The organism is Acinetobacter sp. YH12152 (assembly GCF_013418285.1).
Classification (GTDB): domain Bacteria; phylum Pseudomonadota; class Gammaproteobacteria; order Pseudomonadales; family Moraxellaceae; genus Acinetobacter; species Acinetobacter amyesii.
The window spans coordinates 46,454-67,901 of sequence record NZ_VPCH01000006.1; the positions used below are offsets into that span (position 1 = coordinate 46,454).

The window sequence follows — 21,448 nt, forward strand, 5'->3', positions numbered from 1 at the left end:
GTAATTTAGTGGCTTTTTAGTCTTTTATTTCTTTTTCCAGTTACAGGGTAAAGTGCTATATTTGTTCATTCTTTTATCTTAGGAAATATTTACGACAATTAAGGTTTAAGTATTTCAAAGGTAGGTTTTTAATTGGGGAAAAATTAAAAAATGAAGAAGCAACGTATTCTTCTTATAACACGTAATTTACCACCTTTGGTTGGGGGGATGGAGCGTCTAAACTGGCATATGGCAGACGAGCTGAGTAAATATGCAGAGGTTAAAGTCGTTGGTCCTACAGGTGCTGCTGCAGTTAAACCTAAAAACATTCAGGTTTTGGAGTCACCTTTAAAGCCTCTCGTGTTATTTATGTTGATTGCATTGTGCAAAGCTTTTTGGACTGCTGTGTGCTTTAAGCCAAATGTGATTATTGCTGGAAGCGGTTTAACTGCTCCTTTAGTTTGGTTAGTCAGCAGGCTTACGGGTGCTAAAGCAGTTGTTTACCTGCATGGTTTTGATATTACTGCTGCTCATTGGGTGTATCAAAAAATTTGGGTTCCTTTTTTTAAACGCATGGATTGTGTAATTGTAAATAGTACACCCACGAAGATATTGGCACTGAATTCAGGTGTATTAGAAAAAGACATCAGTATTGTACATCCTGGTGTGACTTTGCCTGTAACAGCTCAGCCCTTAAATGCGATCCAGTCTTTTAAGGAAAAATATAATTTAGAACATAAAAAAATATTGTTATCTGTTGGTCGTTTAACCACTCGTAAAGGTTTGAAAGAATTTGTAGAAAGCTCATTAGCTTATATTGTTCAGCAGGAACCAAATGTAATTTTGGTTGTAGTTGGAGAGTCGCCTAAAAACTCTTTGGGTGCAGGGCTACAGAATCGTGAAGAAATTTTAGAAGCAGCAAGAAAAAATCAGATTGAAAATCATATTCTATTTTTAGGGGTAATTACCGATAATGAGCAGCTTGCGACTATTTATGAAGCTGCAGATGTACATGTGTTCCCTGTACGGCATATTCCTGATGATCCTGAAGGATTTGGAATGGTGGCTATTGAAGCCGCAGCACATGGTTTACTTACAGTAGCCTTTGCTACAGGTGGTATTGTGGATGCGGTAGCGGAAGGTATCTCGGGTTATCTTGTCGAAAAGAACAACTATAGCCAGCTGAGTAAACAAGTTATTGCATTATTAGCTGTTCCTCTACCAAAAGAGAACATCCAAGATTTTGCGAGGCAGTTTGAGTGGGGGCGTTTTGGTAGTAAGGTTAAAAGTGTGTGCTCAAGAATATGATAAATATTTTATTTATAGGTAAGCGCTTTAACACTAATCGTGACGCCCTGCTGGAGAAATTTGGACGCAACTACCAATTCCCACTGCACCTAGCAAAAAATAACAACGTAACATTATGGCTGGTGGATTATCACAGCAAGCAAACCATCACGACTCAGAATGATACATTAAGTATCACCTCCACGCCTGTAAAAAACCTGTCATTAGCTACGCATTACTGGCAACAAAGCCGCCAGCGTCCTGCTGTGGACGTTGTAATAGCCAGCGGTGATTGCTACATCGCATTCATGGCCTATCGGCTGGCACAAAAACTCAAGACCAAGTTTGTATTTGACGTGTATGACAAATATGACGAGTTTGGCGGCTATGTACGGCCTTTTGGTTTTGATCTGTTTGGTTATCTACTGAAAAAAGCCGACATGCGCCTGTTTGCCAGTCATGCACTACTGCGCGACCTAGGGCAAGACGGCATAGATGCTATTTTGAGCAACGGTATAGATGCCGAGCACTTTCGCCCGATAGACCAAGCTCTGGCACGACAAAAACTACAACTTCCCGCTGATGCTTGCTATGTGGGCTATTTCGGCAGCATGGAGCCAGACCGTGGTGTACAAGACCTCATTGCCGCCGTGCAGCTGTTGCGTAAACAAGGGCAGAACATAGAACTGCTGTTGGGCGGCAAAGCTGCCGCTGACCTTGACCTCACTCAAGATGGCATTCACTATCTGGGCAATGTGCCGTTTCAAGATGTGCCCTATGCGTTGGCTGCTTGTGATGTGCTGACTGTGCCCTATCGCCGCTCGCCTTTCATGGATGCTGGCGCATCCAACAAAATTGCCGAAGCCATGGCCTGCCAGCGCCCCATTGTTGCCACCCGTTCGCCCAATCTCACGGCGAACTTCCCGCAGCAAGCGCAAGAGCTTGATCCGTATTTGGCAGAACCCAGCCAGCCCAGCAGCTTGGCCACTGCACTGGCCCAACAACTGCTAGACCGTAAGTTGGCCGCTGCGCCACAAAACATCTACTGGAGCGGCATTACCTCCACCCTAGAACAAGACTTGAAAAGGCTAACCCATGACCCAGCGTAAAACCGTTCTGTGCATTTTTGGCACTCGGCCCGAGACCATAAAAATGGTTCCCGTCATTCGCGCCCTGCAAAGCAGCAACTGGGCACGTTGCATCGTTGTCGTCACTGCCCAGCACCGTGACATGCTCGACCAAATGCTGACCCGCTTTGGTGTTGCGGTTGATTACGACCTCAATCTCATGCAGCCGGGGCAAAGCCCAGACCAAGTGCTGGCACGCATGCTGCCAGAGCTGGCTGAGATTATTCAGCAAGAAAATCCCTATGCCGTGCTGGCGCAGGGCGACACGGCCACCGTCTTTGGTGCAGCGCTGGCGGCGTTTCATGGCCGTGTGCCGTTTGGTCATATAGAAGCTGGGCTACGAACCCACAAGCTCGACCACCCCTTCCCAGAAGAGGGCTACCGGCAAATGGTCTCACGCATCAGCCGTTGGCACTTTGCGCCCACAGCCGGCGCTGCAAACGCCTTGCGGCAAGAGGGCATTGCTGAAAGCGCCATTCATCTGGTTGGCAACACCTGCATTGATACCCTGCTGCAAACAGTCGCCCAAGCGGGGACAACGGCCCCATCCGCCGACCGCCTGATATTGCTGACTGCCCATCGGCGTGAGAATTTTGGCCAGCCGCTGCAAGCGGTATTTCATGCCGTGCTGCAACTACTGGAGCAGTACCCCGATGTGCGGGTGCTCTATCCGGTTCACCCTAATCCTCATGTGTACGAACTAGCTCACAGTATGTTTGGTGAGCATCCTCGGGTGCAGCTGGTGCCGCCCTTGGACTACTTTGACTTTGTGGCGGCCATGCAGTCGGCGCACATTATCCTGACCGACAGCGGCGGCGTGCAAGAAGAAGCCCCCGCCCTCGGAAAACCCGTGCTGGTGCTGCGCCAAACCACCGAACGGCCCGAACCCGTCGCCGAAGGCGTCGCAGAGCTGGTCGGCACCGATACGGCGCACATCGTGCAAGCCGTCAGCCGCCTGCTCGATGATGCCCAGCACTACCGCAGCATGGCCAGAGTCTGTATGCCGTATGGGGATGGAATGGCGGCGCAGCAAATCGTGAATACGCTCAAGGAGAATACTTGATGCGAATTTATATGATTAGCCTCAAGCGAGATGCAGCTAGGCGTGAGGCGATGCAAAAACGCTTTCCTAAATATTATTCGCAATTTCATATTATTGATGCTGTGGATGCAAAAGATGCCAGCAACGCAGAACTGATTGCGAAATATGATAAGCCATGCCCAAGCGACAAAAGAAGGCCGCTGACACAGGGTGAAAAATGTTGTGCAATATCACATTTGCTGGTGTTAGAAAATTTTTTGCAATCAGGCAATGAGCATTGCATCATCATTGAAGATGACATCATTGGCGAGGATGCTGATTTTGATGAGGTAATTGCACTGTTAAGAAACAATGAATTAAATGGCTTGGTCGTCTTGGGTGGGCAAGAAGGACTCAAGAATACAAAATATCTGATTGGCAGCCAAGTGAGCAGTGCGTTGTGGCAGGTCTCCAAAGTAGCACGCCGTTTTTTATTTAGGACCTGCTGTTACTCGCTAGACACTGAAACGGCTAAGCTGATTATTTCCTCTCAATCAACTTGTCTTACTAGGGCTGATGCTTGGAACAAAATTCTGCCTAATAGAGTTGATTTTTTTTACAGTGAAAAATTTAGACATCCTGTAGATTTGAAGCTCAGCAGTTTGGAGGCGGATAGGCGAGTTGATGGGATTTTAAGGAGGGTGTATAAAGATGGCTTGCCACAACTTTTAATCAATAATTTTACTAAGTTGTTAGTTTATTTTGCAGTTATCTTAAAAATCCGCTCTAGATTTTTCTTTAATGAATAATTGATATTTAATTATATTTCAGAGGCTGTCGTGATGATACCAAAAAAAATACATTATTGCTGGTTCGGTGGCAAAGAAATGCCAAAAGAATTACTTGTTTTCATTGATACTTGGGAAAAGCATTGCCCTGATTATGAAATCAAGCTTTGGAGTGAGACTAATTTCGATGTGAGTTCACATCCGTTCACCAAGTCAGCCTATGCGGTAGGCAAATTTGCATTTGTCTCTGATTATGTTCGTGTTTTTGCTCTTTATACAGAGGGCGGTGTATATCTGGATACGGATGTTGAGCTTAAAATGGGGATTGATGAATTTTTGGTGCATGAAGCATTTTCTGGTTTTGAGATCAGAGGTACGCCAATGACTGCTGTATGGGGTTCTATTGCCGGGCATAGTTTGCTGGCGGGTATGCTCGCTTATTATAAAGATAGAGTCTATAAATCTGATCAAGAGCCCAATACACGAACCATCACGGAAATTTTAATTCATCAATTTAAGATTGATCCGAATTTGAATGAATTGCAAATAGGTTCGGATGGTTTAAATTCGATCCACATCTACCCAGCTGAATTTTTTTGCTTAGATGTTCGGCCTAATTATGCAACGCACCATTTTCATGCTAGCTGGGTGGAGAAAGCTGATTTGCCTATAAAAAAATATATCCACATGAAACATCTGGCTGACGACTTGAATGGCTTTGATGTCGATAGGGTTTATATCCTTAACGCTCTCGCAAAAAGATTGTCTTTTTTTGATGTAAGCAAGATCTTCTTGTTTAAAGTATATTTAATAATACGAGATTTTTTCTCGTGATGGAATTGCAAAAACTATTTGGTATTTGGTGGTGCTTATGTCATTTCTATTGACCTGATGAAATGAGTAATTTCTCCCAAATATAGAATGCCTTATTTCATGAAATATTTTCATTACATTCCGTTTTTTTGGTTGGATGGTTACGAATATATCATAATTTAATTTTGACAATTCATCCATAAGGATGCCATTCTTATCTGGATTGTTGGCTTCAAATGCAATCACTGGTTTTGATTTTAAGATGATATCCTGACATCCCTTGATGGCTGAAATTTCATGACCCTCAACATCAATTTTTATGAAAGCCACTTTGTCAATTTCTTGGCTTGTAAGGATGTCATCTCCTTTTTTTGCTTTTATAGAATAGGACTTTTGATTATTTTTAGTCTGATTTCCTTCTTTTATGCTTGATGCACCACGATTTTGTTTTAATTCATCAACAAGAAGAAGGTCTTTACTCTCATCCGAGAGCGCATACCTATAAAGTTTCACATTATCTATATTGTTACTCTTTAAGTTAAACTCTAACAAATCAGATGTTATTGGGTGGGGCTCAAAAGCATAAATTGATGGAAATTTTCCATTTAACCTGCAGGTATAGATTCCGATATTGGCCCCAATGTCCATAAAGATAGAATTCTTGTTGATGCTTATCACTCCCGCGTCAATCAAATATTCAATTGTGGAAATCTCTAGTTCCTCGTAGTTCCCGAAGATTGCAATTTCTCTTCCAATATCATCGTCCGGGTAGGCGGCAAGATTGTTTTGCAAAATTTCATGCCATTTTTTTTCTTGGTTTTTGCTAATGTTATTCATTAATATTTTGATTGCAAATTTTACCCAAAGTTTCCGGGCGGAAATGTGAATATTGAATTTATTTAATCTCATATGATTTTGATTTACATTAGCCATTTTGTTTGGTTGCATTTTTCTAAAGTTTTTTCTCTATGCGCAATGATAACGATGGTTTTTTGCCCAGTCAAGGCGTTGACGGCTTGATTCAAGGCGGCTTCGGTGTCGTTGTCCAATGCACTCGTCGCTTCATCCATCAACAAGACTGGGGGATCTCGATACAGGGCACGGGCAATGCCAATGCGCTGTCTTTGCCCGCCTGAGAGACGAATCCCTCGGTCGCCCACCCGGCTTTGATAGCCGTCGGGCAGTTCGGTGCTGATGAAGTCATGTATCTGTGCGGCTTTGGCAGCCCGCTCTACGGCTTGCATGTCAATATCGGCTACTGGCACGCCAAAGGCGATGTTTTCGGCAATGCTGGTATCGGCCAGGTAAATATGCTGCGGCACATAGCCGATGGCGGCCTGCCAGTTTTGAATGTTGCTGCTGTCGATGACTTGCCCATCGACAGAGAGAGTGCCCGCCTGCGGCTCCAGCAAGCCCAGTAGCAAGTCCATCACGGTGCTTTTACCCGCGCCGCTTTTGCCAACGATGCCAACGCTGGTGTTGGCTGGAATGACGAGGTCAAAATCTTGCAAAACTGCTTTATCTGGGGCTGATGGGTAGGCAAAGTGAATGCCCTGTAGGCGAATTTCTTGTTGCGGCACCAGTGCCGTGGAAGCCGAGCGGTTTTCTAGGCGTGGCAGGCTAAGGTGCTGGTGAATGGTGTCCAGTGCTGCGGATGAAAATTTCAGCTGGGCAAAGCCGCGATACATGATTTGCGCCGATGGCAGCAGGCGGTAGGCGGCAAAGCCATACAAGCCCAGCACGGGCAATACTTGGCCAATGTCGTTGCTCTGCTTCATGAGGATTAAGGCCAAAATAATCAGCCCACTATAACCGACGGTTTCCACCATATAGAGCGGTGACTGGCTTAGGGTTTCGGCATTGGCTTGATGCCGTGAAAAGTCACGGGAGGAGAGGTTGAATTTCTGCTGGTAGGCTTCGCTGGCGTGGGTAATCTTGACATCTTTAATGCCGCCCAAGGCTTCGTTACAAGCCTGAAAGCGCTGGCCGTTGGCTGTTTGTCGTTCTGTGCCGGTGGTATCGAGCCGTTTGCGCACAAGTAAGTAGATGAGTCCGTAGAGTAGGCCGATGACGACAGCGGCGCTTAAAGCAATCCAGGGGTTGTAAATGAACAGCAGCAACATCATGGCCAGTGCCACGGCACCTTGTGCGATGAGCTGGGAGACGGGCTTGATGAGGCCGTTTTGTAGCTGGTCGATTTCTGAGAGCACATTACGGCTGAGCTCTGACGGGTTGTATGTGAGAAAAAACTCATAGGGCTGGTGCAAATAGCCGGACAGCAAGCGTGCGCTGATGCTGTGGCGCAGCAAAAATGTAAACCAGTTAACCAGATGCAGGGTAACGGTTTTGAATGCGGATGAGCCGACCACCAGCACGATGGAGGCAATACCCAGCGCAGTGATGAATTCCTGATTGCTGTTAAAAGCAAACTGGTTATAGAGCCAGCTCAGGGCAGCATTGTCTTGCACGATATCGGGTCGGGCCAGCACCGACAAAAACGGCATGATGGACACTACGCCTGCTGTTTCCGCAAAGGCCATTAACACCACCAGCATAAGCATCAACACCGAATGGCGTTTTTCCTGCTTAGTTAGCATTTGCCAGAATCTTTTAATATCGGTTTTCATTTATTATTTATCATCTTTATACATCAACGCCGTTATCTGCTCACTAATCAGTCCCATCAAAAACACCATTACACTCCCTGTATAGAGTAGTGCACTCATATTGGTAAAACGACCTGCATCCCACAAAGTATAGCCATACCAGCCCGTTCCAATCATAAATAGGAGAATCGCGATTGGAAGAAACATTTTTAAAGGTGAGAATAGCGTGGCAATTTTAAAAATAATTAAAAAGAAGCGTACCCCGTCTTTCAGGGGTTGAATATGACTTTTACCTATGCGTTTTGCTGCATGTATAGGAACATAAGTTACTGAGTAACCTGCACGGAAAAAAGCCATGGTGCTAGTAGTTGGATAAGAAAAACCATTTGGCAGTAAATATAAAAATTCACGGAATTTGTCTGCACGAACAGCACGAAATCCTGAAGTTAAGTCTTCTACTTTTTGTTCAGTCATATAAGTTGCAAGATTATTATATAAAGCATTGGCAACACCACGTCCTATACTTGCCTGAGAACCTTTCTGCCTTGCGCCGACAACTAGATCATAACCTTGTTCAATCTTTTCAATTAATCGGGGAATATCCTGTGGATTATGCTGTCCATCGGCATCCATAAAAATAATCACATCACCTGTTGCAGTTCTTGCTCCTGTTTTAATGGCAGCACCATTACCTTTAGAGTAGGAATGGGTGACTACTTTTGCTCCAGCTTGTTCTGCAACCTCTTTGGTACGATCTGTTGAACCATCATTGACAACAATTATTTCTTCAACCAACCCGAGTTGTAAAATATCTGACACTGTCTTTCCAACAGCACCTGATTCATTTTTCGCAGGCAAGATCACACTTATTTTTCTGCTATGTTTTACCATCATATTATCGTAACCCATCATAAATATTTTCAAAGTTATTTGTTTGAATTTGCCTATCAAATTTGAGTAGCATTTCTTTTAAACTTCCTAAGCTAATCTTCCAGCTTAACTGGTTTAGATTATTTGGAGCATGCAGTAAAGCCTCATCAATCCATAAGATAGCTTCTTGTAATTGCTGATGCTCAAAAAGGCGTAAAGCAATGATTTGGGCAATGCTTAATGAAGGGTAATCAAAAAATGCTTGTTTCGCATATTGAGTATATAAATCAAACTTTCCCATCTCATAATATGTAAGTGCTAGTTCAAAATTTACATGATGACGGACAATAGAAACCTTATTAATATTAGTATCTTTCAGTACTTTATTAAGAAAGTTTTCATACTGATTTAAACTAATATTTCCACACTCATTTTTTCGAACTTTATTTCCTAAACTTGCTAAGTGGGTTGTTATTCCCATTGGAACACTGAGTGAAGATAGATGTGATTCCAATTTTTTTAATCTTATTTGGATGAGCTGATTATCTCCAAGCATACAGTTATTGAGTAGTGTTTGTATACCAATACCAATATTGTTAGGATGGGTTACATAAAAATCTTCTAGTACCTTTCGAGAGGCATCTTGAAAACCAGCTGTATGATAATACCACGCTAATGCTTGTACAGCTCGTGTGGACTCTGGAAAGTTTGTTGCCCATATTTCAGCTGAAAGGAGACGATCTCCCCATAGTGAAGTTGTTTGCTGCAAATTGAATATGCTATACAGACAGAAAAGTGTGAAAATAAAAATAGGAATGAGTTTTGAAGATGCATAGGTTAGTCCTATTTTTAGGATAAAAATAATTAATATGATAAAACCTAAACAAGCAATATAGTTTCGATGTTCAAAATAAACCTCTAAAGGGATAAAGGTTGATTCAATTTGATGGCATGCAAAATAAAATAATATAGAAAATAAAATGTATTTTGCAAAAATACTAGATTTTATATAATAAAAATATACTGCTGAAATAATAATTCCTACAAAGGAAAGCAATGCAAGCCAAGGTTGCCACATTGTCCACTGATATATGACATGTCCATCATGATATGGACCAAGTAATGATGCTCTAGGTAAAAAAATAAGACGAATATACTCCCAAAGGACTACAGCTTGTGTCGCAAGGTGGTCCAATAATGATCTTCCACGATAATTATTAAAGCTTGAAACAATACCTTCATAACGATCAAAAAAGTATCCTAGCATAAAAATAGGCACAGAAATTAATAGGCTATATATACAAAATTTCCATAACTTATGATAGGTTGGAATAAGTTTATTCTTATAAAAAAATAATTCAATTAATGCAACCAAGGTTAAGACGACAATACCGTTTTCTTTTGAATAAACAGCTAATAAGCTTCCTGTTAAAATAATGGTTGTAAATAAAATAAAATTTATTATTGGTCGATTTTCTGATAGATGAAGACGCATGTAACTATATAACACAAGCGTTAAAAGTATAAAAAAGCTTGAAATTAATGTCATTCTTTGTACAGGCATAAGAATTGCACTACTATGAATAGGTGCTAAAGCCCATAACATAGTAACAGCTAAAGCATAATAGAGTGGGGTATTTTTGAAAGTTTCACTTGCTCTAAAAATATTAAGGACTAATAAAAAGATAAGACCGCTATTCATTAAGTGCCATAATAGTGAACTTTTAATAAATCCCCATGGATTATTTGGCCAATACAAATAGTCTGGTATAAAAGTAAGCAATGAAATAGGTCTGCCAGTTGGCCCTGCATTTCCACCAAAAATAAAGTTTAAAGCACCTTGTTTGGTGTTAACATCGGATAACCCTTTTAAATTCGCAAAATCATCAAACTGCCAATTTAAACCATATGCCTGATTATAAATAAAATAAAATACTCCCACAAAAAATGTGATAATAAGTAATCCATAAATGGAGTGTTTTTGTGTGTTAATTTTATCTTTCATAATCTTAATGCTATCCATAAAAACAAAGAGTGTCCATTAATGAACACTCCCCTCATGTAGCCAAGCTAACAATTAACGGAACGCTTTAGGTACCCATTTGTCATCAAAGTTACATTTACCTGACCATATAACACTACCGCCAGCATCACGAGGCGTTGCAGTACATGATTTACCAGAAATTTTAGCATTCACATTCCGACCATAATGTGCGGTAATCGCACCACCAGCACCTACACCAACTGATGCTACATAAGTACCCATAATTGAAGATGCTGCTGTTAAACCAGCTGAAGTATTGCTAGCTGGAAAACGACCACGGTCTGACCAGAAATCTTGTACACCATTTTTGGCACCAGAAATTAAGCTGATACCTTCTGATACTTGGGTGCGAATTGTATAATCTTGATAAGCTGGAATCGCTATTGCAGCCAAAATACCGATAATAGCGACAACAATCATAAGTTCGATGAGCGTGAAGCCCTTCTGCATTGTGTTCATAACATTCTCCACAGATGTTGTTAATTTAATTATAAGCTTTGTAAGCTATTTTAATCTTAGCACTAAACGTGCCAACTTTTATTATAGACAATTTATATAGAAAAACAGCATCTTATACATAAAAAAATCAGACTATAAAATTTGCTGTATATTTTTGCTAAAAAGTGACAATTTTTGTCAGGTTGAATTTTATATTTTGGACAAATATTGTCATTGTGTGATTCGAGTCACACAATTTTCTGGTAAATTCTTTTTAAGTTCGAGTTGAGGTTGAGTTTAAAGCCCAAAATTAAGTGTTTTTTTAATACACAGCCACTTCCAGTGTCATCTGTATAACTAAAGTTCATTTTTTAAATGAGTTTATGACTCATTTATTTGTGCTGCTTTAATTTGCGCAATTGAATCGCGTAACCGTTTTGCATTGGCAGGACTTCTGAGTAGGTACGCTGTTTCTTCAAATACTTTGTATTCATCTAGACTTATCAGAGCACCACGGCTTGTTTATCTTCTCTATTAATAAGTACAGGTGCGTGATCGTCTATAATGTAATCGAGTATATCCACTAAATTTTCTTGTAGTTCTGCATATGTGATGACTTTCAATTCTACTCCTTAAAAGTTTTCTTTATCTAAAAGTTGAGCAGCCTGTTTTAATCGGGTAGGGACTTTATTTTGAGTTTGGCATATTTCAACAAATTGTTTGAACTGGGCATGACTTAACTGAATCTGAAAGTGTTCTTGTAAAACTTGCGGTGCGTGATTTTGAATTAAATAAATAAAAAACTCGGTGAATGTAGCGTAACCCAGCGCAACGGCAGCTCGTTTTGCCAATTGCTTTGTTTAAGCATCTAGATGTATTTCTATACATTCATTGTTGGTCATCATTCATCTGTTTTTAAGCATAAAATTTTTATATTTTGTATGACGCATAACAAACATAAAGTTTTAAGGTCGGTATGAATACAAAAATATATTTTGGTGACTGCTCATTTTTAATTAGGCGGACTAAAACATGTTTTTAACACCTTACGTGTTTTTTGAGGATATGGACAAACGTGAAAAAATTGTCGTTATAAAAGCATGTCTATATGGACAAAATATAAAATGGAATAAATGAATAGAATTCAACAGTTTGGAGCGTGTCCATATAAAGTGACTTATGGAATGATTTTGATTAATGATCGTTGTTGCGATTATCGGTATTCTTGCTGCGATTGCGATTCCTCAGTACCAAAACTATGTCACTAAATCTCAAGTTACTCGTGCGATTGGTGAATTAGGCAACTATAAAACGATTGTTGATCTTTGCTTAACAGACAGCAAAGAATGTACTTTTACAATTACAGAGTCATCTTTGTTTAAACAAGGCGATACACCTACAGCTCCGGCTACAGTTCCGACTACCCAAGGTTCTTTAACTACGACAGGTATGTTGATTACATTTAACCGTGCAGATGGTAATTCAACAATTCAAGGTAAATTTGGTAAGGGTGCAAGCGGCGCGCTAAGCACTAAAACGATCACTTGGTCTCGTGCTGCATACACTGCTGCAAATGCAGGCACTTGGACTTGTTCAGCTCAAGACACAATCGATGCAAAATTCCTACCTGAAAACTGCCCACACCCAACTTCTACAGGCGGTTCTGGTAGTCAAACTCCTGCTTCATAATTTTTATTATGAATTAAAAATGCACTCATCTGAGTGCATTTTTTTATTTTGAGAACTTTATGAAGAAAATAATTATTAATATCCTTACGGTCATTTTGCTGGTAGGGCTGACTGTATTTGGGGCTTATGTGTATGTTGAGCGCAGGGACTGGCAGCATCGTATTCAATATCATTATTATGCGGCTCAGTTAAGATTGCATTTTAAAGAAATAAAATGTGATGCCAATGCGCCTTCGTGGTTAAAAAAAACGATTATTAAAAATATTCAAAATTTTGAAGCTTATGCAAGTCAAGTCAGTTATATCTCTCCTGAGAAGCAGCAATTTACATGTGTTGTTGGCGGTAAGGCGTCCTTTGATGATGCCAATGAAATAACCAAGGACACACGGTTTGTTTATGCCAGTATAACCAAAGCATTGACCAGCGCGCTCATTTTAGAGCAGGCAAAACATGCGGCGCTGGATTTAAATGATAAGGCTTTTAGTTTTACACATGAAAGCAAGCCAGTAGATGAAAGAATGGGCAAGATTCTAATAATTGATTTGATGCGTCATCAGGCTGGTTTTGATCGGTATGTGACGGGTGAGCCAATGTTTCAGCAGAAAGATCAAGTATGGTGTCCAAAAAATTTAAACAGGCTAAGTGAAATAGAGCTTCAATATCCGCCAGGTGAGCAGGCAATTTATTCAAATTTAGGCTACTGTTTATTGGGTGCAGTTATTGAGCGCCAAACTCAGCTTGAATATAGACAGCTTGCAATGAGTTTTTTGAATAAATCAGTACCTGATAATCACTTTAAGTTTATAGATCAAGATTACTTAGAAGATGAAGTTGGCTATGATGATTTTTATAATTACATCCCTGATTTTAGGCTTACGAGAGATATGCAGGCATTGAGCGCTGTATCTGGACTTTCAGGGCGTGCCGATGAATTAGCAAGATTATATCAATATTTTGTAAGTGAATTTGGCAAGGAATATATTTTCAACCAAGATATCTATCATTGCAGAAATGGTAGCAGCTGCAGCCGGGGCGTATTAATGCAGAAGCTCTATGAAGGTGGCTTTCAATTATATGGCAATACTGGCAGTTACCCAGGTTTTACAGGTTATGCATTAGTTGATGAGCGCGGCGGTGTGCTTGTGGGTTTAAGCAATGGCTATACCAGTGAGAAAAAAAGAAATGCAGTTATAGATGAAATAAGATTATCATTGCAAAACGAATATTTTCCATTGATTAAATAAAGAGTTATAGCTCTAGGTGTTTTTTATGTTTGAAAAAAGCAGATTGCATTTTTTTTGTAAACATTTAGCTTTATCAGTTTTAGTGTCTGGTTTTATCTTGGGGTGGGTATTTTTTGTCTGGTATCCAGCACCGCTGGCAAAGGCTCTTGGCGCTGTCAATATTCTATGGATGGTTATTATAGTCGATATTATTTTGGGGCCTTTATTGGGGTTTCTAGTATATAAAAAAGGGAAAAAAACTTTAAAAATAGATTTAGCGGTGATCATTTTCTTTCAATGTTTAGCAATGGCTTATGGGGTGTACTCATTAGAAAAAACACGGCCTGTTTGGGTGGTTTATACAGGTAATAATTTTGATTTGGTAAGAAAAAATGAAATTATTGATGACAAAGGCGGTACTGTTGCTGCTCAATTCAAAAAGTTGTCATGGTTTAAACCGCAATTTGTTGCAGCTGAATATTCGAGGGATGATGAGAAAAAGTATAGCGAAATGTTTAAAGAAATGAATCAAGGGTATTCTCGCGCTCAAATGCCGGCATTTTATAAAACCTTAGACACGGCGGAGTCGGAGATAGTAAGGAAGTCTAAAGATTTAAATGATTTAAACGGATTAAATGATAAAGATAAAATTAAAGACGCGTTGAAGAATAACATGAAGGCAGATGCTTGGCTGCCTTTAAAAACATACAATATTGACATGGTTGTTTTGATCAATCGTAAAGAGAAACAGATCGTAAATATAGTTGATCTTAGGCCTGAATGAGTATTAGTGTAATTTAATGACAAATTTTGTGATTAATTGACTCAATTAAAATATAAAAATTTTAAGATGTTGATTTTACTGGTAATTTACTTGGCATAAAAATTGCTTATTTTGAAAAAAATAAGGAATTTTTATGAAAACTTATGAGATAGGGTTTACATTGCTGGAACTTGTTATTGTTGTGGCGGTTATCTCCATTTTAGCAGCTCTTAGTGTTTATAATTATCAAAATTATATAGTTAAAGCTCAAGTAAATTCTATTTTAGCTGAACTGAAGGGCGGTAAGCTTCAATATGAATTAATATTAAATAGTGCGTCCGTTTTTGGTGTCCGCTCTTTTACTGTTGAGAATGTATTTTTAAATAAGAAGTCAAATTTTTGTTTATATAAAGTTTATGAACCTATCGATGGGGTATCGGCTCCAGCTTTTGAATGTAAAATTCTAGGAAAAGCATCATCTGCGCTGAGTGATCGGGTCATTTATTTTGACAGGGATTTAAATGGCAACTGGAAGTGCCGCTATAGCTTAGATTTTATACCTAAATTTAAGCAAGAAGCGTGTTTGTAAGTTTATAGGTTTTTGTGCTTTATGATGCGGTTGATAATTTTGTAACTATGAAAGTATAAAAAAACCTGCTTAAGCAGGTTTTTTTATATTAATCAATTAATCTCAAATCTGACTCTGAATATAATTTTCAGCGCCCACAGCTTCCACTAAGTCTAACTGTGTAGCAGCCCAGTCCAGCCATTCTTCTTCTTTTTCTAGAATTTCTTGAACCAAGTCGCGTGTTACATAATCCATGTGCATTTCAGCCAAAGCCACGGCTTGTTGAATCGCTTCAATATTTTCTTTGACTTTACGGATATCGCAATTTAATACTTCAACAGTATGCTGGCCGATATACAATTTGCCTAAATGCTGTAAATTCGGCAGGCCTTCTAAAAATAAAATGCGTTCAATAATTTTATCGGCATGTTTCATTTGGCGGATCGATTCTTTGTATTCCGCCGCGCCTAACTGTTCAATGCCCCAGTCGTTAAACATGCGGGAATGCAGGAAATATTGGTTGATTGCAGTCAAATGATGGTACAGCACCTGATTTAACTGATTGATTACATCACGATTGCCTTTCATTGCCTTTGCTCCATCAAATATGCTTAGCCCAGCTGCGCCGTGCGAATATAACAAGATAAGAAATATCTTAAACAAGAAGACATTTTATAGCGAGTATTTTATAGAACAGCAAATGAAAATCACAATCAAAACAAGGCGCTAATTCTCAGGACTTTAATAAATAAAAACCCGCTTAGAGTCAGAAGCGGGGGAGGAGGAATGGTCTAAAACCATTGGTTTTATAATTATGATTGTTGATGAAACTTAAAAACTTGGTTTAAGCAGCAATTGCGATACGGGCTGCAATTTGTGCAACTTCATCACTGATGATCATGCGTGCTTCAGGAGCACAGCGACCACAACAGGTGCCTAAATCGAGCATATCGCGAACTTCACGATAGCTTTCTGCACCATTGGCAATTGCATCTTTAATGTCTTGATCAGTAATACCACGGCACAAACAAACGTACATGAAATAAAACCAAGTGAATAAATGGGATAAGTAATATTATTGATAATTATTATCGTTTGTCAATAAAAATCATTTAAAAATACTATAATGCTGATTGAGTTTTTGAATAAAAAAATGTCATTTAAGCGGAAATCTGAGTAATGCTCAGATTTCCATGAAAGGCTTTTGATCTTTTAGTATGAGATATTTCGCGAAAGGCTTAATCAGAGTTTACTAAATTATTGATTAATAATCACCACGCCATCCATTTCAACTAGTGCACCTTTTGGAAGGCTGGCTACACCGAGTGCTGCGCGTGCAGGGTAGGGTTGAGCAAAGTATTCGCCCATAATTTGGTTGACCAATTGGAAGTTAGAAAGGTCAGTGAGGAAAATATTCAGCTTAGCGATATCTGCTAGCGTACCACCTGCAGCTTCACATACCGCTTTTAAGTTGTCGAATACACGGCGAATTTGAGCTTCAATGCCTTCTACCAGCTCCATGCTATATGGATCTAAGCCAATTTGACCTGATAAATACAAAGTGTCGCCCACTAAAATGGCTTGTGAGTAAGTACCAATTGCAGCGGGTGCATTTTCAGTATGGATTACCTGGCGGGACATCTATTTCTCCTATTATCATCACAGATACAGCACATATAAATAAGCGGTGTCAGGTTAGCTGGCAACTTTCGCAGGCTCAGCAATGGCAACAGGTTGTGCCAAACGACTGATGCGTGGGAAGCCAAAATGCATTCTTAAATTACGGATAATTTCGGCAATTTGTTTACGGTTATGTACAACAATATTCACATAGGTTTTTTCTTCATGTGAGCGGACAGTCTCTACACCGACTTTTTCTTTACGGCATAGATAGATCAGTTCTGAAATTTGCTCATCATTTAACAGCATGTTTAGGCATAAATAGGCTGTAAAACTAATGTCTTCACTGTCTTCTGTGGTCCAGTGTAAAGGCATGATATTTTCAGGATGTAAATGCTGTTCATGTAATAAATTATGACAACGTGAACGGTGCACAATTAAACCACGACGTGATAAATGACCTTGAATTGGATCGCCTAAAACGGGGTTGCAGCAGTGCGCATATTTAACATCGACACCGTCAGTGCCCAAGATCAAGCGTGCAGAGTTTGAAGTCTGAATGGTGTCTTGAGCATATAAATGATTGGCAACCAATTGAGGTAGTAAGTCACCCACGGCAATCTGTTCAAATAATTGTTCTTTATCATTTAAATGACGCCAATTCAGTACATTTTCCCAATCGGCTAATGTCAAATCACTCACAGAACGGTTAAAGAGTTTTAATGCGCGATTTAAAGCTTGCTGACCAACTAAACGTTGTTCGTCTTGGTCTTGGTCACGAAGGATATTTTGTAATGCACGACGGGCTTTTTGGGTATTAATAAAGCTGAGCCAGTCAGGATTCGGTGTTGCAAGAACATCGGTGATAATTTCAACCACTTGACCACTTAGTAATGGTGTTGAAAGGGGCTTGGTTTCCCCATTAATTTTCGCACCAACAGCATGGTTGCCCAAAAATAAGCTTGCTGAATAAGCAAAATCAACAGCTGTTGCACCCTGAGGGAGTTCATGCAAATGACCGTGTGGGGTATAAACCCAAATTTTTTCTTGATGTAGATAATCCAGTAATTCACTAAATGTGGTCTTTGCACATGCGCCATCGACTAACACGTTTAAATTTTGCATGGAGGCTTGGATCGCTGAACGACAAGCTTGCGGTGCATTTTCACCGAGGACCACACCAAAGCGCGCTGCTTTACGCATCAGCTCTGTTTGGATGGTCAGAGACAAAATAGTTTTTTCACCTTTTAAGCGCATCATCAGTGACTGGTTTCCACCAGGGAGTGGGCGACGGATATGATCGGCGTAATTTAAAACTTTAAAGCTTTCTTTGAGGATGTCTGCAAGTCGGTCACAGTCTGCGATACTTTGTAAAATAATTTCAAAGGCATGACTATGGGTGAGCTCTTGCAGATCGATATCGTTTTTTACAAAGTGACGAAGTAATTCAATATTATTATTTTTCTTTTTAATTCGACCTGAAATATGGTGCTGTTCAAGTAGGGTAGTGAGGTTGTTTTCCCACTTGGTTTGGTATTCGCAGCGTTTCGGTTTGGTTTGTAATAAAGCTTCTTGAACATTGTTATACATATCTAAATCTAAATTTTGATAACACAAATGTTCAAGGTTGTCGGCCATTTCATTCATACCGACAAGACGTGCCATAGGTACAAAAATTTCAAAGGTTTCTTGGGCAATACGAGCACGTTTGTCAGGGCGTAAAGCACCTAGTGTGGTCATATTATGATAGCGATCTGCTAGTTTAATAATAATGACACGTGGGTCTTGTAGTGTGGCTTGCAGAATTTTACGGAAGGATGCGGCTTTATTATATTCTTTATCACTAGAATGGCTGAGTTTGGTGACACCGTCGACGAGTTCAGCAACGGTCAGGCCAAATTTTTCAGTAATATCTTGTTTGGTAAATTCAGTATCTTCGATGACATCATGCAGTAAAGCGGCCATTAAAGTTTCCGCATCAAGGCGCATATGCGCCAAAATACAGCTCACCGCAATCGGGTGAAGGATATAGGGTTCGCCACTTTTACGAGTAATGCCATCATGGGCAATATCCGCATAGTCGCAAGCTTCAAGCACGCGTTCGACATCACTTACTGAAAGGTAAGCGTCGATTATCACATTTAACTGTTGCTTGGCTTGGCTGACCATTGGGCCTGGCATAGAACACCCTTTTACTACTGATTTACAAATGAAACGGTTAATACTTTAATGAAATGCATATTGCATGACTTGTCAATTTTTTAGTTTAAAAAAAATGAAAATCTTTTTCGCCTGCTTTGCACTTCTTAAGCTTATGTTATAACTGTTCTGAGTAAAATATTAAAGAGAATCCATAAAAAAAAGCCTAGTTAAAAACTAGGCTTTTAAGGTCAGGTTTATCTTATTGGAAAGAAAAACCGTCTAAGTTTAGGTTATTTGCAGAAAGTGCAAGGTCTAAACTTGAAGTTTGGTAGTCTTGTTCACGTTGTTTCAAAATGTCTTTAGAAACGTGACCCGCTGCGATTTCACGAAGAGCAACAACGGTTGGTTTGTCATTGTCCCACTCAACAGTAGGTTCGATACCTTGACGTGCCAATTGACGCGCGCGTTTGCTTGCCACTAGTACAAGCTCAAAGCGGTTGTCTACATGGTCTAAACAATCTTCAACGGTTACGCGTGCCATAAGAATTCTCGTTTGAATATAAATTTTTAACAGACTGTGCAGTATAAGGTGCTTTGTCTATAGACTCAAGTTTTAATCACTGTTCCATAGGGGTGATTAATTTCTCAATCAGTTTTTCATGGCGCATAGCTTGTTGTTTTAAAACAAGACGATTGGCAATAATAACGGACTCTAAGTCATGCAGTGCTTTATTAAAGTCATCATTAATAATGACATAGTCAAAATTAACGTATTGCTGCATATCTTCTACGGCACAGCTAAGACGATGTTCAATTACTTCAACAGAGTCTGTACCACGATTGGATAAACGTTGACGTAAATCGAACTGACTCGGAGGAAGAATAAAAATTTGTCTAGATTCAGGAAAAAGTTTACGAACCTGTTCAGCACCTTGCCAGTCAATTTCAAGTAAAACGTCATGACCTTTGGCCAACTGTTCTTTTACTGTGCGCTGTGCAGTACCGTAATAATTACCAAAAACTTCTGCATATTCAATGAAGCCGCCTTCATTTACCAAAGATAGAAAATCTTCTTTTTTAGCAAAATGGTAATGTACGCCGTCTAATTCGCCAGGACGCTGACCACGAGTGGTATGAGAAACAGAGACATGTAAATTGTTTACACGTTCAAGCAGGGCTTTAACGAGGGATGTTTTGCCCGTTCCCGAAGCAGCAGAAACGACAAACAAGAGACCCGACATGATATTTTTCCTGATATGATAAAATATCTTCTCTATTTTAGAGCAGACGCGCGCCAAACAAAATAGTCAGACGTCTATTGTTTACATTTATTTCAAGTGATACCCGTAAAATTGAGTGGGCATTGAGGATTCTATGGAAATTGTTTTAGCTAATCCACGCGGTTTCTGTGCAGGTGTTGATCGCGCCATCGCGATTGTGAACCGTGCACTCGAATGCTTTAACCCACCCATTTATGTGCGTCATGAAGTGGTGCATAACAAATTTGTGGTCGATGATCTGCGTCAGCGCGGTGCAATTTTTGTCGATGAACTGGATGAAGTACCTGACGATAATATCGTGATCTTTAGTGCCCATGGCGTATCTAAAGCGGTGCAACAAGAAGCAGAGCGCCGTGGTCTAAAAGTTTTTGATGCGACGTGCCCTTTGGTGACCAAGGTGCATATAGAAGTGACCAAGTACGCTCGTGAAGGTGTGGAAGCGATTTTGATTGGTCATGAAGGTCACCCAGAAGTTGAAGGGACAATGGGTCAATATGACACCAAAAATGGTGGTTCGATTTATTTGGTTGAAGATGAACAAGATGTTGCTGATCTAAAAGTGGTGCATCCTGAAAAAGTAGCGTTTGTAACTCAGACAACGCTTTCTATAGATGACACAGCAAAAGTCATTGATGCCTTACGTCAGAAGTTTCCTGAAATTCAGGGGCCGCGTAAAGATGATATTTGTTATGCCACTCAAAACCGCCAAGATGCCGTACGTGATCTGGCTGAGCAATGTGATGTTGTTTTGGTTGTGGGTTCACCGAACTCTTCGAACTCGAACCGATTACGTGAATTGGCTGAACGGATGGGTAAGCATGCGTATTTGGTGGACAATGCCGATCAGTTGCAGCAAGACTGGTTTAATGAGCACACAAAAATTGGTGTAACTGCAGGAGCATCGGCACCTGAAATTTTAATTAAGCAAGTGATTCAGCGCTTACAAGATTGGGGTGCAAAAGCACCGCAAGAGTTGGATGGCCGCGAAGAAAATATTACATTTAGTTTGCCAAAAGAGTTACGTATACCTGTAACTCAGGCATAAAGTGTTAATGATTTAACATTCTGAATTTTTTAAGAATTGACAGATAATTGCTTTTTGGCAATTATCTGTTTTTTTATGCCTTTTATCCTTATTTGTGTTGGTTTTGTAATTTAATTAGATATTATTTTTAATAGGGTAAAGTTTG

At 40.0% G+C, this 21,448-nt stretch carries 23 protein-coding genes; 10 read left to right on the top strand and 13 right to left on the bottom strand.

Going from position 1 to position 21,448, the window contains the following annotated elements:
- Positions 1–150: 150 nt before the first annotated feature.
- From FTU83_RS03510 to FTU83_RS03530, 5 genes are read left to right on the top strand one after another with little or no spacing between them, the layout of a single operon-like run.
- Positions 151–1,287: a glycosyltransferase family 4 protein gene (locus FTU83_RS03510; protein WP_180105670.1), complete on the top strand. Its 1,137-nt coding sequence runs from the start codon at positions 151–153 to the stop codon at positions 1,285–1,287.
- Positions 1,272–2,375 (top strand): glycosyltransferase family 4 protein, encoded by a 1,104-nt coding sequence (locus tag FTU83_RS17650; RefSeq protein ID WP_180105669.1) that lies wholly within the window; start codon positions 1,272–1,274, stop codon positions 2,373–2,375. Before FTU83_RS03510 ends, FTU83_RS17650 begins: the two co-directional genes overlap by 16 nt.
- The gene (gene wecB, locus FTU83_RS03520) at positions 2,362–3,456 is read left to right on the top strand and encodes a non-hydrolyzing UDP-N-acetylglucosamine 2-epimerase (protein ID WP_180105668.1); all 1,095 of its coding nucleotides are present in this window, start codon (positions 2,362–2,364) and stop codon (positions 3,454–3,456) included. Before FTU83_RS17650 ends, wecB begins: the two co-directional genes overlap by 14 nt.
- Positions 3,456–4,223: a glycosyltransferase family 25 protein gene (locus FTU83_RS03525; RefSeq protein ID WP_180105667.1), complete on the top strand. Its 768-nt coding sequence runs from the start codon at positions 3,456–3,458 to the stop codon at positions 4,221–4,223. The genes wecB and FTU83_RS03525 overlap by 1 nt, the downstream gene beginning before the upstream one ends.
- A gap of 33 nt (positions 4,224–4,256) precedes the next feature.
- Complete coding sequence (locus FTU83_RS03530) at positions 4,257–5,036, top strand: glycosyltransferase family 32 protein (RefSeq protein WP_180105688.1); 780 nt, start codon at positions 4,257–4,259, stop codon at positions 5,034–5,036.
- Here the strand turns inward: FTU83_RS03530 and FTU83_RS03535 are convergent.
- From FTU83_RS03535 to FTU83_RS03565, 7 genes are all read right to left on the bottom strand, one after another.
- On the bottom strand, positions 5,010–5,948 hold the full coding sequence (locus FTU83_RS03535; protein ID WP_180105666.1) for an FkbM family methyltransferase: 939 nt from the start codon (positions 5,946–5,948) through the stop codon (positions 5,010–5,012). The genes FTU83_RS03530 and FTU83_RS03535 overlap by 27 nt on opposite strands.
- On the bottom strand, positions 5,936–7,642 hold the full coding sequence (locus tag FTU83_RS03540; protein ID WP_180105665.1) for an ABC transporter ATP-binding protein: 1,707 nt from the start codon (positions 7,640–7,642) through the stop codon (positions 5,936–5,938). The genes FTU83_RS03535 and FTU83_RS03540 overlap by 13 nt, the downstream gene beginning before the upstream one ends.
- Positions 7,643–7,645: 3 nt before the next feature.
- On the bottom strand, positions 7,646–8,533 hold the full coding sequence (locus FTU83_RS03545; RefSeq protein WP_257222517.1) for a glycosyltransferase family 2 protein: 888 nt from the start codon (positions 8,531–8,533) through the stop codon (positions 7,646–7,648).
- On the bottom strand, positions 8,517–10,496 hold the full coding sequence (locus FTU83_RS03550) for a hypothetical protein (RefSeq protein ID WP_180105664.1): 1,980 nt from the start codon (positions 10,494–10,496) through the stop codon (positions 8,517–8,519). The genes FTU83_RS03545 and FTU83_RS03550 overlap by 17 nt, the downstream gene beginning before the upstream one ends.
- Positions 10,497–10,568: 72 nt before the next feature.
- Positions 10,569–10,985, bottom strand: a complete 417-nt coding sequence (locus tag FTU83_RS03555) for a pilin (protein WP_180105686.1) — start codon at positions 10,983–10,985, stop codon at positions 10,569–10,571.
- A gap of 369 nt (positions 10,986–11,354) precedes the next feature.
- Positions 11,355–11,480 carry a hypothetical protein gene (locus FTU83_RS17655; RefSeq protein ID WP_373686446.1) on the bottom strand — a complete coding sequence of 42 codons (126 nt, stop codon included), beginning with the start codon at positions 11,478–11,480 and terminating at the stop codon, positions 11,355–11,357.
- 125 nt (positions 11,481–11,605) lie between these two features.
- Positions 11,606–11,824, bottom strand: coding sequence for a DUF1778 domain-containing protein (locus tag FTU83_RS03565; protein ID WP_257222516.1), 219 nt, complete (start codon positions 11,822–11,824; stop codon positions 11,606–11,608).
- A gap of 346 nt (positions 11,825–12,170) precedes the next feature.
- Between FTU83_RS03565 and FTU83_RS03570 the strand changes: the two genes are divergently transcribed.
- From FTU83_RS03570 to FTU83_RS03585, 4 genes are all read left to right on the top strand, one after another.
- A complete protein-coding gene (locus tag FTU83_RS03570; RefSeq protein WP_180105663.1) occupies positions 12,171–12,662 on the top strand; it encodes a pilin in 492 nt (163 codons plus the stop codon).
- Between the two features lie 59 nt (positions 12,663–12,721).
- On the top strand, positions 12,722–13,906 hold the full coding sequence (locus tag FTU83_RS03575; protein ID WP_180077106.1) for a serine hydrolase: 1,185 nt from the start codon (positions 12,722–12,724) through the stop codon (positions 13,904–13,906).
- 25 nt (positions 13,907–13,931) lie between these two features.
- The gene (gene tfpZ / locus FTU83_RS03580; protein WP_180077105.1) at positions 13,932–14,669 is read left to right on the top strand and encodes a TfpX/TfpZ family type IV pilin accessory protein; all 738 of its coding nucleotides are present in this window, start codon (positions 13,932–13,934) and stop codon (positions 14,667–14,669) included.
- A 133-nt stretch (positions 14,670–14,802) separates the two neighbouring features.
- Entirely contained in the window at positions 14,803–15,237 is a 435-nt protein-coding gene (locus FTU83_RS03585; RefSeq protein WP_121531523.1) for a pilin, read from the top strand.
- Between the two features lie 102 nt (positions 15,238–15,339).
- Here the strand turns inward: FTU83_RS03585 and bfr are convergent, their stop codons facing one another.
- The 6 genes from bfr to gmk form a co-directional block, all read right to left on the bottom strand.
- Positions 15,340–15,804: a bacterioferritin gene (bfr, locus tag FTU83_RS03590; protein WP_180077104.1), complete on the bottom strand. Its 465-nt coding sequence runs from the start codon at positions 15,802–15,804 to the stop codon at positions 15,340–15,342.
- Positions 15,805–16,060: 256 nt separating this feature from the next.
- Entirely contained in the window at positions 16,061–16,255 is a 195-nt protein-coding gene (locus tag FTU83_RS03595; RefSeq protein WP_078192519.1) for a bacterioferritin-associated ferredoxin, read from the bottom strand.
- Between the two features lie 218 nt (positions 16,256–16,473).
- Complete coding sequence (locus FTU83_RS03600) at positions 16,474–16,857, bottom strand: RidA family protein (RefSeq protein WP_078189365.1); 384 nt, start codon at positions 16,855–16,857, stop codon at positions 16,474–16,476.
- 54 nt (positions 16,858–16,911) lie between these two features.
- On the bottom strand, positions 16,912–19,017 hold the full coding sequence (locus FTU83_RS03605; protein WP_180008708.1) for a bifunctional (p)ppGpp synthetase/guanosine-3',5'-bis(diphosphate) 3'-pyrophosphohydrolase: 2,106 nt from the start codon (positions 19,015–19,017) through the stop codon (positions 16,912–16,914).
- Positions 19,018–19,237: 220 nt separating this feature from the next.
- The gene (gene rpoZ, locus FTU83_RS03610) at positions 19,238–19,519 is read right to left on the bottom strand and encodes a DNA-directed RNA polymerase subunit omega (protein ID WP_067762989.1); all 282 of its coding nucleotides are present in this window, start codon (positions 19,517–19,519) and stop codon (positions 19,238–19,240) included.
- Between the two features lie 76 nt (positions 19,520–19,595).
- Entirely contained in the window at positions 19,596–20,219 is a 624-nt protein-coding gene (gmk, locus tag FTU83_RS03615; RefSeq protein ID WP_180077103.1) for a guanylate kinase, read from the bottom strand.
- A gap of 133 nt (positions 20,220–20,352) precedes the next feature.
- On the opposite strand from gmk, the gene ispH reads away from it, so the two are divergent.
- Complete coding sequence (gene ispH, locus FTU83_RS03620) at positions 20,353–21,303, top strand: 4-hydroxy-3-methylbut-2-enyl diphosphate reductase (protein ID WP_180105662.1); 951 nt, start codon at positions 20,353–20,355, stop codon at positions 21,301–21,303.
- Positions 21,304–21,448 lie beyond the last annotated feature (145 nt).

Bases quoted from the DNA above. Each gene is read 5' to 3' on its own strand.
- FTU83_RS03570 (WP_180105663.1), top strand. From the start codon at position 12,171: ATGATCGTTGTTGCGATTATCGGTATTCTTGCTGCGATTGCGATTCCT.
- FTU83_RS03540 (WP_180105665.1), bottom strand. From the start codon at position 7,642: ATGAAAACCGATATTAAAAGATTCTGGCAAATGCTAACTAAGCAGGAA.
- FTU83_RS03510 (WP_180105670.1), top strand. From the start codon at position 151: ATGAAGAAGCAACGTATTCTTCTTATAACACGTAATTTACCACCTTTG.
- FTU83_RS03575 (WP_180077106.1), top strand. From the start codon at position 12,722: ATGAAGAAAATAATTATTAATATCCTTACGGTCATTTTGCTGGTAGGG.
- FTU83_RS03525 (WP_180105667.1), top strand. From the start codon at position 3,456: ATGCGAATTTATATGATTAGCCTCAAGCGAGATGCAGCTAGGCGTGAG.
- FTU83_RS03585 (WP_121531523.1), top strand. From the start codon at position 14,803: ATGAAAACTTATGAGATAGGGTTTACATTGCTGGAACTTGTTATTGTT.
- FTU83_RS03550 (WP_180105664.1), bottom strand. From the start codon at position 10,496: ATGAAAGATAAAATTAACACACAAAAACACTCCATTTATGGATTACTT.
- tfpZ (WP_180077105.1), top strand. From the start codon at position 13,932: ATGTTTGAAAAAAGCAGATTGCATTTTTTTTGTAAACATTTAGCTTTA.
- FTU83_RS03530 (WP_180105688.1), top strand. From the start codon at position 4,257: ATGATACCAAAAAAAATACATTATTGCTGGTTCGGTGGCAAAGAAATG.
- FTU83_RS03600 (WP_078189365.1), bottom strand. From the start codon at position 16,857: ATGTCCCGCCAGGTAATCCATACTGAAAATGCACCCGCTGCAATTGGT.
- FTU83_RS03605 (WP_180008708.1), bottom strand. From the start codon at position 19,017: ATGCCAGGCCCAATGGTCAGCCAAGCCAAGCAACAGTTAAATGTGATA.
- FTU83_RS03595 (WP_078192519.1), bottom strand. From the start codon at position 16,255: ATGTACGTTTGTTTGTGCCGTGGTATTACTGATCAAGACATTAAAGAT.
- FTU83_RS03545 (WP_257222517.1), bottom strand. From the start codon at position 8,533: ATGATGGGTTACGATAATATGATGGTAAAACATAGCAGAAAAATAAGT.
- bfr (WP_180077104.1), bottom strand. From the start codon at position 15,804: ATGAAAGGCAATCGTGATGTAATCAATCAGTTAAATCAGGTGCTGTAC.
- rpoZ (WP_067762989.1), bottom strand. From the start codon at position 19,519: ATGGCACGCGTAACCGTTGAAGATTGTTTAGACCATGTAGACAACCGC.
- gmk (WP_180077103.1), bottom strand. From the start codon at position 20,219: ATGTCGGGTCTCTTGTTTGTCGTTTCTGCTGCTTCGGGAACGGGCAAA.
- FTU83_RS03535 (WP_180105666.1), bottom strand. From the start codon at position 5,948: ATGGCTAATGTAAATCAAAATCATATGAGATTAAATAAATTCAATATT.
- FTU83_RS03555 (WP_180105686.1), bottom strand. From the start codon at position 10,985: ATGCAGAAGGGCTTCACGCTCATCGAACTTATGATTGTTGTCGCTATT.
- wecB (WP_180105668.1), top strand. From the start codon at position 2,362: ATGACCCAGCGTAAAACCGTTCTGTGCATTTTTGGCACTCGGCCCGAG.
- ispH (WP_180105662.1), top strand. From the start codon at position 20,353: ATGGAAATTGTTTTAGCTAATCCACGCGGTTTCTGTGCAGGTGTTGAT.